Source organism: Pseudomonas sp. VMV1, assembly GCF_056790235.1.
In genome coordinates this window covers 131636-145126 of sequence record NZ_JBXGSE010000005.1, presented here as the reverse complement: position 1 = coordinate 145126, position 13491 = coordinate 131636, and the positions used below count along the sequence as shown (strand labels likewise).

The following is a 13491-nucleotide window of genomic DNA, read 5'->3' as shown; positions in this document are numbered from 1 at the left end:
GGATGTTCCTCCAATAACCGCTTTCCAAGGAGAATCTTTCGATGAGCGAAGCTGCGGAACTGACCTCGGTAGAACGCAAGATCCTGCGCGCCCTGCAGCAGGACGGCCGGCTGAGCAATGCCGAGCTGGCCCGCCAGGTTGCCCTGAGCCCGAGCGCCTGCTGGAACCACACGCGCAGGCTGTTCGAGAGCGGCGTCATCACCAGCGTCAGGGCCCATGTGGACCCCAAGGCGGTGCAACGAGAAACCGCGGTACTGGTAGGCGTGGTGCTGGACAGATCGACCCCGGATTCCTTTCAGGCCTTCGAAGCGGCCGCCCGCGCCCTGCCCCCGGTGCTGGAGTGTTACCTAGTGGCCGGCGACGTCGACTACTTCATCAAGCTCAGGGTCAAGGACATCGCCGCCTTCAATCGCCTGCACAGCGAACGGCTGATCGCCCTGCCCGGCGTGCGCCAGGTGCGCACCTTTTTTGTGCTGAACGAAGTCAAGACCGAGGGGCTGTTGCCTATCTGAACAGGTGGGTGGCGCCTAGGGAGGGACGGGTGCCGAGCGGCGCCCGTTCAGATAAGGGGTTTCACAGAGGGCGGCGTCCTGATTTGACGCCGCCTCAGGCCATTACACGACCACGTTCAACAGCAACACCACGATCAAACCGACCACGGCGACGATCGATTGCACCACCGAAATAGTCTTGGTGGCTTCGCCCATCGTCATGCCGAAGGATTCCTTCACCATCCAGAAACCTGCATGGTTGGCGTAGTTGAAGAACAGCGAGCCGCAGCCAATGGACAAGGCCAGCAGCGGCAGGTTGAGGCTGGGATCGGCACCGGCAAGCGGCGCCAGCAAGCCGGCAGCCCCTACGATACCGACCGTGGCGGAACCGGTAGAGACCGAAAGCAACATGGCGATCAACCAGCCGAGGACCAGCGGAGGGAACGCCGACTGCTGAGTCAGGTGGACAATCGCATCGCCCACCTTGGCGCTGGTCAGCAGCTGCTGAAAGGCACCGCCGCCAGCGATGATCATGATGATCGAGGCGATTGGCTTGAGGCTCTTGCCCAGCGATTCGCGCAATTGCTCCGCATCGCCGCCGCGCGCGAGTACCAGACTCGCGCCGGCGAACAGCACGCCCAGCAGCATCGCTATCAGCGGATTGCCGAGGAAACCAGCCATTTTCAGCAGCGCATTGTCCTTGGCCAATACCATCTCGGCGACGGCATGGATCAGCATCAGGATCGCCGGCAGCAAGGCTGCCAGCACGCCAAGGTATACGCTGGGGCCTGGTTTATCGTCGGCTTTTTCAGCCAGGGTGAACTGATCCAGCAACACCTGATCGGGCCGAGTGCTCATGCGCGGGGAAATGAAAGCGCCATACAGTGGGCCGCCCAGGATCATCGCCGGGATAGCCGCCAGGAAACCATAGAGCATGGTCGGCCCGACCGAGGTTTTCAGCGCGGCGATGGCCGTCAACGGGCCAGGGTGCGGCGGGACCATACCGTGCATCGCGGCCAGTGCGGCAATCACCGGAACGCCCACATAGACATAGGCTGAACCCTTGAAGCGCGCCTGACTTTCCAGCTTGCGCGCCACGCTGAAGATCAGCGGCAGCATGATCACCAGGCCGACCTCGAAAAACATCGGAATGCCGATCACGAACGCGACCATCATCATCGCCCACGGAATCATCCGATCCGATGTGCGCCTGAGGATGACCGCGGCAATCTGCTCGGTGACGCCGGCGTCCGCAAGTATCTTGCCGAGCATCGCCCCCAGCGCGATGACCACCCCCACAGCCCCCAGTGTCTTGCCGGCGCCGGTGACCAGCTGGGAGACGATGCGATCTGGCTCCATACCGGTTGCAAAGCCTACGCCGACGGAAACCACCAGCAACGCCAACAGCGGGTGCATTTTGAGGCGCGAGACGATCAGCACTACCAGCACCACGACGCTGATCAATGCAGTCAGTAACAGATCTATATCTAAGGGAGTCATGAAAGGTTCTCGGTTGGGCTGGTGCCAAACTCTTGTAGGAGGGTGAAATGAATGGCCTCTGCAACGGCCAGGTTGCAGCGTTCGTCTTCCTAGAAACCAAATAACCTGCGAGGCGCGTTCACCAGCAGCGCGGCGCTGGCTTGCGCGGAGAGCTCCAGGGCTTGCAACTGGTCGACGACGGTGGCGAAGTCAACGCTTTGCTCATGCTGGGTATGCGGCCAGTCGCTGCCCCATACCAACTGATGCAGGCCAACGCTTTTTTCCAGCAACGGTAATGCCCTTCGAGCGAAATCAATGTTCTGTCGTGGCGTACCTCCCAGACGATAGATTCCCGATACCTTGATCCAGATCGAGCCTTTCGATCCGGCCTCAAGCAACTCGCCAAAACCGGGCTGATCGAGACCCGCATTCGCGTCCGGCCGCCCCAGGTGATCGATCACCAATTTCACCCCGAACGGCGTCAATTGCCGGATCAAGCCCGGCAGATCCCTGACTTCCCGGTGCAACTCGACATGCCAGTCGAGATCGGCGATATCGCTGAAAAACCCTTGCCAGGCACTGTCACGAAAATCAGGTAACGCCTTGCCGATCAGGTTCAGGCGCACGCCGACCACGCCCAGTTGCGCCATGTCGTTCAAGGTAGAACGACTGATGCCTGGCTCCAGCACGACCACACCACGCAACTGCTGAGGTGCTTGCTTCAACGCCGCCAACAGGTAGCTGTTGTCGGTGCCAAGGAAACTTGGTTGCACCAGGACACCGTGACTCAGACCTTGGGTTTGCAAATGCGCAAGGTACTGGTCGAGCGTGGCGTCGTACTCAGGACTATAGCGGCGTGCACCGATCAGCTGCAGATCACGGCTGAACACATGGGCATGGGCGTCAATGCCGGTGATCGACTTGGAGCGGGGAGCTGACATGGGTTTTATCTACTGAAGGTTGGGACCATCACGCCCGAGCGCGCTGATTGCCGTTGATAGTGGCCGGAACGGCGGTGGCATTGGCTTCAAGATCCCTGCCCCGGGTTTCAGGCAGGCAAAGTGCGGCAAGCACCCCCACGCCGTAGGCGATTCCGGCATCGATACCGATCGCCGAACCCAGGGACATGGAATCACTCATGTGCCCGACCAGGAATGGAAATACAGCGGACAGCACCCGGCCAAAGTTGTAGCAAAAGCCAACGCCGGCGCCGCGTACATCGGCCGGGTAAAGTTCGTTGAAGAACGCTCCCAGACTGGCCGGAATACCGGCGGCGAAGAACCCTAGCGGGAACCCCAGGAACAGCATCTGCGTATTGGTCAGCGGCAAAAACACGTAGCACTGCACCGTGACCACGCAGCACAAGGCAAAGAGCACGATGTTTTTTCGACGGCCAATGCGATCGATCAAATAACCGCTGGCCACACAACCACACCAGAAGGCGAGGATGATCACCGCCAGATAGCCGCCCGAGTTCAGCACAGACAGATTGCGCTCGGTCTTGAGGAAAGTCGGTAACCAGGTCATTACCGCGTGATAGCCACCGTGCGCGCCCAGTCCCAGCAGCCCGCCAAACAGCGTCACGCGAAGCAGTTCCGGGCGAAAAATGCCCGCGAGCGACGTGAAGAAACCCTGCGGAATGGCGTTGCCTTCTTGCAGACGCCGGAAGCTGTCCGGCTCCTCAACGTTACGGCGTACCCAGAAGATCAGGAACGACGGCAGCAACCCGACAAGGAACATCACACGCCAGGCCATGTCCTGCGGCACAGAGGTATAGATCAGCGTGAACACCCCGACCGCCAGGCCCCAACCCACCGCCCAGGCACTTTGTACAGTGCCCATGACCTTGCCGCGATAGCGCGGATTGATCGTCTCGGCCATCAGCACCGCGCCGGCCGCCCACTCCCCGCCAAGCCCGAAACCCTGCAGCGCCTTGACCACCAACAGCTGATTGAAGCCCGTGACGAAAGCCGAGAGAAAGGTGAAGAACGAGAACCACAAAATCATCGACTGCAAGGTGCGTACACGGCCGTAGCGGTCAGACAATGTCCCACCTACCCAGCCACCGAGTGCCGAGGTGACGAGGGTAACGCCGCTGATCAATCCGGCATCGCCCTTGGTCAGCGCGAAAGCGGCGATCAGCGCCGGAATCGCCAGACCGAACATCTGTACTTCCAAGGCGTCGAGTGACCATCCGCCGAAGCAGGCCCAAAATGTCTTGCGCTCACGAGGAGTGATTTGGCGATACCAGCTGAACATGAGTCTTATCCTTATAGGTGTTACGCAAGGCAGCCGACGGCCAACCCCACCGCGACAGGGTCGACGTTGGCAACCAAACAAGCACTCGGCTGGCGATCTAGCCGCCGCAGAACGCTTCGCTACGCAGACAGGCGTTAGCGAATATCCACGCTGTAGCGGAAATGCTCCGCGTGGCCGCGTGAACGACGCCACTCCAGCGGGCTACCCGCGTAATCGCGGGCCAAGCGCTCGATCACAATCACCGGACTGTTGACCGGTACCTGGAGCAGGCGGGCATGCACGTCATTCACCGATTCGGCGGTCAGCGTTTCTTCGGCCGAGGCAACAACCTGTCCGCACACCTCTTCGTAGATCGGATACAGCAGCGGCCCTTCGCGACTGAGGTCGATCTCCAGCAGCGCCTGGAACCGCTGGCGGGGCAGCCAGATTTCTTCGGCGAGCACCGGCTTAACATCGAGCAGACGCACGCGGACAATACGAATGACCAACGCATCGGCGGGCAACCCTAGCGCTTGCGCTACGGCCGAAGGTGCGGCAACGGGCTCGATCGAGAGGATGCGACTCTCCGGGACCTGGCGCTCACCGGAAACCGTCTGGAATCGGAAGAAACGAAACAAGGAGGATTGAAACTGCGCCCGTCGAATGAACGTCCCGCGCCCTTGCTGACGTTCCAGAATGCCCTCACTGACCAAGGCATCAATCGCCTTGCGCACCGTGCCGGTGGACAGCTGATATTCCGCAGAAAGCGCCGCTTCGGTAGGGATCGCCTCCCCCGGACGCCAGCGATTATTGGCGATCTGCTCAGCCAATTGGTCACGCAGGCGTTGGTACAGCGGCAGTCGGGCATCACTGGATAAAGAATTCATCGACTTTATTCACCTTGTTATCTAGTCATCTATATGAATCTTGCAGCGAGTATTTGCCCAGACAACTTCGCTGTCAAGGAAGGGCCTTTTCTCTCGCTGACGAATGGCTGCCCTACCGCCCTTGTCATCGACAGGCAGGTCTTCGCCAGCAATATCAGATCCTGGCCGATTGCTGCCCCGAACCAAGGGCAGCTATGAATCGATAGCTCGAGGATCTAAAGCCGCCAATTGTGGCCCTCCCCGACCAGGAGTCGCACCTGTTTCGGAAACCGGCGTGAGGGTCAGGCCTTTACGGCCAGGGCCAGGATGGTCGCCACCAGCGCCTGGGTGCGTGGAACCAGGGTATCGAGCACCAGGAATTCGGCGTCGGTGTGTACCTTGCCGCCCACGGGGCCCAGGCCACAGAGGGTGGGCACGCCCAGGCTGGCGGTGAACCCGGAGTCGGCGCAACCGCCGGTGAATTCGCCCTCGACGCTGAAGCCGAGGTCCTGGGCCTCGCGCTGGTAGAGAGCCAGCAGGTCGTGGCTCAGGTGCGCCTCCATCGGCAGGAACAGGCAGGTGGGTTCGACACGGGCGGCTGTCCCCGGCACCTCCACCTCGGCGATGATGGCCTCGATGCGCGCCTGCAGCGCGGGCCAGTCGGCCAAGGCGACGAAGCGCACATCCAGGCGCGCGGTGGCGCTGGGCGCCACGGTATTGCTGGAGGTGCCGCCCTCGATGAGGCCGACGTTGGTGGTGATGCCGCGCTCGTAGTCGGTCAGGGCGTGCAGCTTGGCCACCTTGAGCGCCAGGGCCTGGATGGCACTGGCGCCCTCGGCGTGGCTGACGCCGGCATGGGCGGCACGACCGCTCACGCTGATAGCCAGGGTGGCGCCGCCCTTGCGCGCCTTGACCACGTTGCCACTGACCCGCCCGGGCTCGCAGTTGAGCACGGCCCGGGCGCCGCGGGCCGCCGCTTCCAGGTGCGGGCGAGCCGTGCCGGAACCGATCTCTTCGTCGCCGGTGTAGAGCACCCGCACCGGAAACGGCAACTCGCCGGCGCGCTTCAGCGCGCGCAGCGCGAAGCAACTCGCCACCAGTCCACCCTTCATGTCCGCGACGCCGGGGCCATAGGCCCGGCTGGCATCGCGGGTGAAGCCGCGGCTGGCCACGGTGCCCGGCGGAAAGACGGTGTCGCAGTGGCCCAGCAGCAACACCGCAGCGCCGGTGGCGGGCCCCACCTGGGCGGCGAGGACGTCACCGAAGTCGGCGATCGGCGTCCGGGCAACCTCGATGCCGTCTTCGGCCAGGGCGGCGGTGAGCACTGCACCGACGGCATCGACGCCGGCCTTGTCGTAGCTGTTGGAATCGGTATCGACCAGGCGTTGCAGGAGAAGGGTCATCGGCTCGCGCTGGGTGGCGAGCCACTCCAGGGCGGCGGTCTCGGCAAGGGACATCAGCTGCGACTCCAGCGATCGCCCAGGTCCCAGAACAGCCCGGCCATGAGTTGCAGCCCCTGCCGCACGACCGGGGCCAGGAGATGCTCGTTGGGCGCGTGCTGGGAGCAGGCGGGATAGGAATGGGGTACCCACAGGGTAGGCAGTTCGAGAATGTCGGCAAAGATGTCATTGGGCAAGCCACCGCCGAAATTGGGCAGCAAGGCGGGCTTTTCGCCCAGGGTGTGGGTCAGGGACGTCAGGGCCCAGTCCACCCAGGGATTCTCCGGGTCCAGCCGCGAGGCGTGGAGGATCTCGTCCTTGGCACGGGTGACGCGCACGGCGGCGAAACCCCGTTCGGCCAGGTGCGCCTCGATCAGCGGAATGAAGGTCGTGCAGTCGCAGCCGGCGACGAAGCGGATCTGGCAGTGGGCACGGGCACTGCCGGGAATGGCATTCACCGGCGCCTTGGGATTGCCGGTGGTGAAGGCCAGCAATTCGAAGGTGTTCCAGCCGTAGACGCGTTCGGCCGGGGTCAGCCCGGGCTCGCCCCAGTGGGGATCGATGGCGGGATCGCCCGGCGCGCCGCCCACCTCGATGTCGACCAGAGCACGGCGCACCGGTGCGGGCAGCTCGGTGGGCTTGAGCCCCGCGACCTGGATCTGGCCCCTGGCATCCACCAGGCTGGCCAGGGCATGGGCGAGGATGATGCCGGGATTGGCCAGCAGCCCGCCCCAGTTGCCGGAGTGATGGCCGCCTTCGCGCAGGTCCAGGTGCAGGTCGAAATTGAAGGTGCCCCGGGCACCCAGGAACAGCGTGGGCCGGGATGCCGAGACTCGCGGACCGTCGGAGGCGAGGAACAGGTCGGCGGCCAGGGCCAGGCGCTGCTCCTGGCAGAAGGTGCGCAACCCGACCGAGCCGATCTCCTCGCCCATCTCCAGCAGCAGCTTGACGTTATAGCCCAGGCGCCCGCCGCGCGCGGCGATCACCTGCTCCAGCGCCGCCAGGTTGAGCAGGTGCTGGCCCTTGTTGTCGGCGGTACCGCGGCCGTACCAGCGCTCGCCCTGCTCCACCAGCGTCCAGGGCGCAAGGCCCTCGCGCCAGCGACTGGCGTCGCCGCGTACCACGTCGCCGTGGCCATAGCTGAGCAGGGTCGGCAGCGTCGGATCCTCGATCCGCTCGGCGATCAGCAAGGGCCCCTTGCCGGCGACCGGGTTATCCAGCTGCCGGCTGCTGAAGCCGAGACTGGCGACATAGGGGGCGATGAATTCATCCAGGTAGCGCTGCAGCTCCGCCTGGCGCTCGGGTTCCTGGCTTTCGGTGGGATGGGCCACCGCGGAGGCGAGGCGCGTACGGAAGGCGCCGCTGTCGAAGTGCGCGGCGGCAAGCTCAAGGGCATGGGTACGGCTGGTCATGGCGGACTCCGGGGTCAGGCGGGTTCGGGCAGGTGGCAGCGCTTGCTGCCGCCGGGGATGGTTTCGCGTTCCGGATAGCGCTCGGCGCAGGGGCCGAAGCAGCGCGGGCAGCGGGGATGGAAGGCGCAGCCGCTGGGCGGCGAGATGGGATTGGGAAAGCTGCCACCCAGGCCCAGCGCCGGGAGCCCCAGCGCCGGATCGGGGGTGAGCACCGCGTCCAGCAGCGCCCGGGTATAGGGATGCGCCGGCTGGGCGAACAGCGCCGCCCGCTCGCGCTCCTCGACGATCTTGCCGAGGTACATCACCGCCACCCGGTCGGCCAGGTGTTCCACCACCGCCAGGTTGTGGCTGATGAGCAGATAGGTCAGGCCGAATTCACGCTTGAGTTCCAGCAGCAGATTGAGGATCTGCGCCTGCACCGAGACGTCCAGCGCCGAGGTGGGTTCGTCGCAGATCAGCACGTCCGGGCGCATCACCAGGGCGCGGGCGATGGCCACCCGCTGGCGCTGGCCACCACTGAGCTGGCCGGGATGGCTGTCGGCGGCGCGCCGTGGCAAGCCCACCACATCGAGCATCTCCGCGACCCGCTGTTGCTGTTCGGCGGGCGTGCCCAGGCCATGCACCTTGAGCGGCAGCGCCACGATCTCGCGCACCGTCTTGCGCGGATTGAGCGACGAATAAGGGTCCTGGAAGATCGGCTGGATGTGCCGGGCCATGCGCTTGCGATCCACCCCGCGCAGGTGCTCGCCACCCACCAGGATGTCGCCGCTGGTGGGCGCCAGCAGCCCCAGCAGCAGCTTGGCCAGGGTGCTCTTGCCACACCCCGACTCCCCCACCAGCCCCAGGGTCTCGCCGCGATAGAGCCGCAGGGAGATGCCATCCACCGCCTTGAGGGTGGCAGGCGGGCGGAACAGGCCGCGACCCAGGGTGAATTCGCGGCGGATGTCACACAGCTCCAGGGCGATCTCGCGGCTCATCGCACACCTCCTACCCGGCGCAGGAATTCGCTGGGCAGGGCAAAGTGGCAACGCGCCAGGTGCGCGCCCTCCTCCAGCAAGGGCACGCTGTCGGCGCAGGCCGCCACCGCCTGCGGGCATCTATTGCGAAAGGCGCAGCCGTGCTGCTCGCCAACCAGGCTGGGCACCAGGCCGGGGATGGCGCCCAGCGGCTGGCCGGGACGGGTCCGGCCCGGTACCGGGATGCTCTCCAGCAGGCCACGGGTATAGGGGTGCCGCGGCGCGGCGAAGAGTTCGGCGGCCGGTGCCTGCTCGACGATCTGGCCGGCATACATCACCGCCACCCGGTCGGCGATGCGCGCCACCAGGCCCAGGTCGTGGGTGATGAAGACGATGGCTGTGCCGAATTCCCGCTGCAGGTCGCGCAACAGGTGCAGGATCTGCGCCTGGATGGTGACGTCCAGCGCCGTGGTGGGTTCATCGGCGATGATGAGGTCCGGCTCGCACAGCAGCGCCATGGCGATGACCACGCGCTGGCGCAATCCGCCGCTGAGCTGGTGCGGATACTGGCGCAGGCGCTCGCCGGCGTTGCTGATGCCGACCTTTTCCAGCATCGCCTCGGCCCGCGCCCAGGCAGCCTTGCGATCCAGCCTGCGGTGGCGCCGCAGCACCTCGGCGAGCTGGTCGCCGATGCTGTAGGCCGGATTGAGGGCGGTCATGGGTTCCTGGAAGATCATCGCCAGGCGATTGCCGCACAGGTCGCGCATGCCCCTTTCACCCAGGGTCAGCAGGTCGTGTTCGCCCAGCGTCAGCCGCGCCGCCTGGCGCCGGGCTTGGCGCGGCAGGAGATCCATCAGCGCCAGGGAGGTGAGCGACTTGCCGCAGCCGGATTCGCCCACCAGGCAGAGCATCTCGCCCCGCTCCACCTGCAGGTCGAGGCCGCGCACGGCGTGTAGGGTGTCATCACCCAGGGGGATATCGATGCGCAAGTCTTTGACGTCGAGCAGTGCCATGGTCAGTCCTCCGCTTTAGTTGCGCCCACTGGGCGCGGCCAGGTCCCGGATACCGTCACCCACCAGGTTGATGGCCAGCACCAGCAGCATCAGGGCGATGCCGGGAATGGCGATCACCCAGGGCGAAAAGAACATGTAGGGCTTGCCCTCGGCGATCATCAGCCCCCAGGACGGCAGCGGCGGCTGCACGCCCACGCCGAGAAAGGACAGGGTCGCCTCCAGCAGGATGGCGTGGGCCATCTCCAGGGTGATCACGACGATCAGCGCCCCCAGCACATTGGGCAGGATCTCGCCGACGATGACCCGCCAGGGCGAACAGCCCAGCGCCTGGGCGGCGGCGACGTATTCGGCATCGCGGATCTGCTGGACGGCGGCGCGCACCACCACGGCGAAGCGATCCCACAGCAGGCAGCCGAGCAGGATCACCACCACCTGCAGCGAGCCGCCCACCAGGGAAGCGGCGGCCAGGGCCACCATCACCACCGGCAGGGCCAGGCGGGTGGTCACCAGGTAGCTCACCAGGGCATCGACCTTGCCGCCGTAGTAGCCGGCGAGCACCCCGAGCAGGGTGCCGATGGCGCCGGAGATGAGCGCCGCGGCAAGGCCGATGAACAGCGAGATGCGCGCCCCATAGAGCAGGCGGGAGAGGTAGTCGCGGCCGAGCTTGTCGGTGCCCAGCGGATGGGCCCAGGTGCCCTTGGCCATCCATACCGGCGGTTTCATCCGCTGCATCACGTCTTGGGCGTAGGGATCGTGGGGCGCCAGCCAGGGCGCGGCCAGGGCGGCGAACACGATGACGACGAGCAGCACGGCGCCGAGGGCGAAGCCGCGGTGGCCGAACCAGCGGCGCAGCTGGCGGCCCAGGGTCGGGCGCGGCGGGAGATAGTCGTCGAGCACGAAGGGATTGGCGACGGTCATGGAGTCTCCTAGCGCACGCGAATGCGCGGGTCGAGCAAGGCGTTGAGCAGATCGGCCACCAGCGTCAGCACGATGTAGATCAACGCGATCAAGAGGACGATGGCCTGCACCACCGGGAAGTCGTTGCGGGCGATAGCGTCCCAGGCCAGCTGGCCGATGCCCTGCAGCGAGAACACTGCCTCGATCACCACCGAGCCACCCAGCATGAAGCCGAACTCCACCGCGGCCAGGGCCACCACCGGGATCAGCGCATTGCGCAGGGCGTGCTTGAACAGCACCCGCGCCGGACTCAGGCCCTTGGCCCGGGCGGTGCGGATGTAGTCGGCGCCCAGCACATCGAGCATCCCGGCACGGGTCAGGCGCATCAGCGAGGGGGAAGCGTAGTAGCCCAGGGCGATCGCCGGCAGGATGAAGTGCTGCCAGCTGGTATTGCCGGACACCGGCAGCCATTTCAGGGTGACGGCGAAGATGACGATCAGCACCAGGGCGAACCAGAAGCTGGGCATCGCCTGGCCAAAGGTCGCCAGGGTCAGCGCCAGGCGGTCGATCCAGGTGTCGCGCCGGACCGCGGCCAGCACCCCGAGCGGGATGGCGATGAGTAGCGCCACCAGCAGCGCGATGGCGCCCAGGGTCAGGGTGATGGGCAGGCGGCTGGCGATGAGATCCCGCACCGATTCCTGGAAGAAGAACGACTGCCCCAGGTCCAGCTGCAGCAACTGCCCGATCCACTCGACGTACTGCGCCGCCAGGGGTTTATCGAGTCCGTGCTGATGACGCACCACCTCGATTTGCTCGGCGGTGGCCTCGGGGCCGGCGATGGCGGTAGCCAGGTCGCCGGACAGGTGCAGCAGGAAGAAGCTGATGAGGGAAACGGTAAAGGCCACGGCCAGGGCGATACCCAGGCGGCGCAGGAGATAGGCGGACATGTTCGGCTCCTCGGCTGAGAACCTGTTCAAGCGCTGCTGCGCGCTGCGCGTCGGCCAAACGGCGTTGAAAAGGCCTTTGGAATGCTCATTTACCATTCGTAAACTCCGCTTCCTCAGGCCTTTTCGCCTTGTTTGGCTCTAGCTCGCGAGCGCTTGAACAGGTTCTGAAGGCGCCCCCGTGCGGGGCGCCGGGACGGATCAGTTCCAGTGGGCCAGGGCGAATCGCGGCAACTCGTCCGGATAGGGCTGGAAGGCCAGGTCCGAGGTGAAGGCGTAGTTGATGGAATAGTTGAACACCGGTGCCCAGTAGGCCTGCTCGGCGATCCGCTGCAGCGCCTTGCGGTAGTTGTCCTTGCGCACCGCCGGATCCATGGCGGTGTCGGCCACCTTGAGCCAGTCGATCACCTGGGGATCCTTGGCCACGTCGTCGGCATTACCCTTGAAATACACGCCGGTGGCCGCCGAGGCATCGGCGATGGAGAAGGAACCCCAGGCGAGAAAGGCCATGGGCACCTTGCCGGCGCGCTGCTGGTCACGCAGGGCGGCGTATTTCAGATAGCGCAGCTTGGCGTCGATGCCCACCGCACGCAGGTCGCCGATCAGCGCCTCCACCACGTCGCGATCGCGGTAGGCGAAGATCTCGGTGCTGAAGCCGTTGGGATAGCCGGCGGCCTTGAGCAGCGCCTTGGCCTTGGCCGGATCGTAGGGATAGCCCGGCACCGCCTTGGCATCGCAGCCGAATTGCTCCGGATAGCAGGCCACCTGCAGCGGCTGGCTGCCGCCTCCCATGAGCTGACTGGCGATGGCTTTGCGGTTGATCGCGTAGTTGACCGCCTGGCGCACCTCGGCCTTGGCAAAGGGCGAATCCGGGCTGGAGGCGCCCTGGGCGTCCATGCTGAGGAAGCCGATCCTCATGCTGGCGCCGCTCTCCACGGTGAGGCTGGGCGCGGCCTTGAGTTGCTCGGCCTGGTCCGGCGCCACGCGCCAGGCCCAGTCGATGCCACCGGTCATGAGCTCGGCGAGCCGGGTCTCGGCGTCGGGGATGACGCGGAACCTGATGTGGCCGATGCGCGGCTGCCCCTGGGGGCTGTCCTTGAAATAGTCCGGATTGCGCTCCAGCGTGACCCCCTGGCCGCTGTTGACCGCAACGATGCGATAAGGCCCGGTACCCACCGGCTTCTGCGCGAAGCCCGCCAGGCCCACCTGCTGGAAATACTTGCCGGGATAGATGGGCAAGGGATTGGCCAGGTACTCCAGCGCTGCCGGAAACGGCTGTTTGAGGTGCAGGCGGACCTTGTATTCGCCCAGCTTCTCGGCGCTCTTGATCCAGTTGACGTTCTGCTGGGTGACCACCTTGCCTTCGGGCGAGGCCACGTAGTTGAAGGTGAAGACCACGTCGTCGGCGGTGAAGGGATCGCCGTTGTGGAAGGTCACGCCCTGACGCAGATCGAAGTCGAGGGTCAGCGGATCGACCTGCTCCCAGCGCGTGGCCAGCATCGGCCGGTATTCACCGGTCTGGGGATCGCGGTAGATCAGGGTGTCCCAGGCCAGGTGGGCGAGGATCACCCCTTCCCGGGCATCGTTGTGGTAGGGACTGACGTTTTCGGGTTCGGTGTCGGAGGCGTAGACCAGGGTGTCGTCGGCCTTGCCGGCGAAGGCCTGGCTCTGGGCCAGAAGAGTGGAAAGCGCGATGCCACAAGCGAAACCTTTGAGTCCCATGCCGTCTGTCTCCGGGGCGGTGGTTGGTCAAAGG

General features: G+C 65.2%; 12 protein-coding genes. 1 reads left to right on the top strand and 11 read right to left on the bottom strand.

Annotated features, from left to right (window positions below; genetic code table 11):
• The first annotated feature begins 41 nt into the window (after positions 1-41).
• Positions 42-512 (top strand): Lrp/AsnC family transcriptional regulator, encoded by a 471-nt coding sequence (locus ACUCV0_RS16875; protein WP_271654811.1) that lies wholly within the window; start codon positions 42-44, stop codon positions 510-512.
• A gap of 102 nt (positions 513-614) precedes the next feature.
• Here the strand turns inward: ACUCV0_RS16875 and ACUCV0_RS16870 are convergent, their stop codons facing one another.
• The 11 genes from ACUCV0_RS16870 to ACUCV0_RS16820 all read right to left on the bottom strand — a co-directional run bounded on the left by ACUCV0_RS16870 (position 615) and on the right by ACUCV0_RS16820 (position 13457).
• Positions 615-1991, bottom strand: coding sequence for a GntP family permease (locus ACUCV0_RS16870; protein ID WP_133861701.1), 1377 nt, complete (start codon positions 1989-1991; stop codon positions 615-617).
• Between the two features lie 89 nt (positions 1992-2080).
• Positions 2081-2911, bottom strand: a complete 831-nt coding sequence (locus tag ACUCV0_RS16865) for an amidohydrolase family protein (RefSeq protein ID WP_271654810.1) — start codon at positions 2909-2911, stop codon at positions 2081-2083.
• A 28-nt stretch (positions 2912-2939) separates the two neighbouring features.
• Entirely contained in the window at positions 2940-4229 is a 1290-nt protein-coding gene (locus ACUCV0_RS16860) for an MFS transporter (protein ID WP_271654809.1), read from the bottom strand.
• Between the two features lie 134 nt (positions 4230-4363).
• Positions 4364-5095 (bottom strand): GntR family transcriptional regulator, encoded by a 732-nt coding sequence (locus ACUCV0_RS16855; RefSeq protein ID WP_133861704.1) that lies wholly within the window; start codon positions 5093-5095, stop codon positions 4364-4366.
• A gap of 281 nt (positions 5096-5376) precedes the next feature.
• Positions 5377-6531 carry a M20 family metallopeptidase gene (locus ACUCV0_RS16850; protein ID WP_482213209.1) on the bottom strand — a complete coding sequence of 385 codons (1155 nt, stop codon included), beginning with the start codon at positions 6529-6531 and terminating at the stop codon, positions 5377-5379.
• Complete coding sequence (locus ACUCV0_RS16845) at positions 6531-7925, bottom strand: M20 family metallopeptidase (RefSeq protein WP_482213208.1); 1395 nt, start codon at positions 7923-7925, stop codon at positions 6531-6533. Before ACUCV0_RS16845 ends, ACUCV0_RS16850 begins: the two co-directional genes overlap by 1 nt.
• A 14-nt stretch (positions 7926-7939) precedes the next feature.
• Positions 7940-8902 (bottom strand): ABC transporter ATP-binding protein, encoded by a 963-nt coding sequence (locus ACUCV0_RS16840; RefSeq protein WP_271654806.1) that lies wholly within the window; start codon positions 8900-8902, stop codon positions 7940-7942.
• On the bottom strand, positions 8899-9894 hold the full coding sequence (locus tag ACUCV0_RS16835) for an ABC transporter ATP-binding protein (protein WP_482213207.1): 996 nt from the start codon (positions 9892-9894) through the stop codon (positions 8899-8901). The genes ACUCV0_RS16840 and ACUCV0_RS16835 overlap by 4 nt, the downstream gene beginning before the upstream one ends.
• A 15-nt stretch (positions 9895-9909) precedes the next feature.
• Positions 9910-10812 (bottom strand): ABC transporter permease, encoded by a 903-nt coding sequence (locus tag ACUCV0_RS16830; RefSeq protein WP_158895531.1) that lies wholly within the window; start codon positions 10810-10812, stop codon positions 9910-9912.
• A gap of 8 nt (positions 10813-10820) precedes the next feature.
• The gene (locus tag ACUCV0_RS16825) at positions 10821-11738 is read right to left on the bottom strand and encodes an ABC transporter permease (protein ID WP_482213206.1); all 918 of its coding nucleotides are present in this window, start codon (positions 11736-11738) and stop codon (positions 10821-10823) included.
• Between the two features lie 198 nt (positions 11739-11936).
• The gene (locus tag ACUCV0_RS16820; protein ID WP_271654802.1) at positions 11937-13457 is read right to left on the bottom strand and encodes an ABC transporter substrate-binding protein; all 1521 of its coding nucleotides are present in this window, start codon (positions 13455-13457) and stop codon (positions 11937-11939) included.
• Positions 13458-13491: the final 34 nt, after the last annotated feature.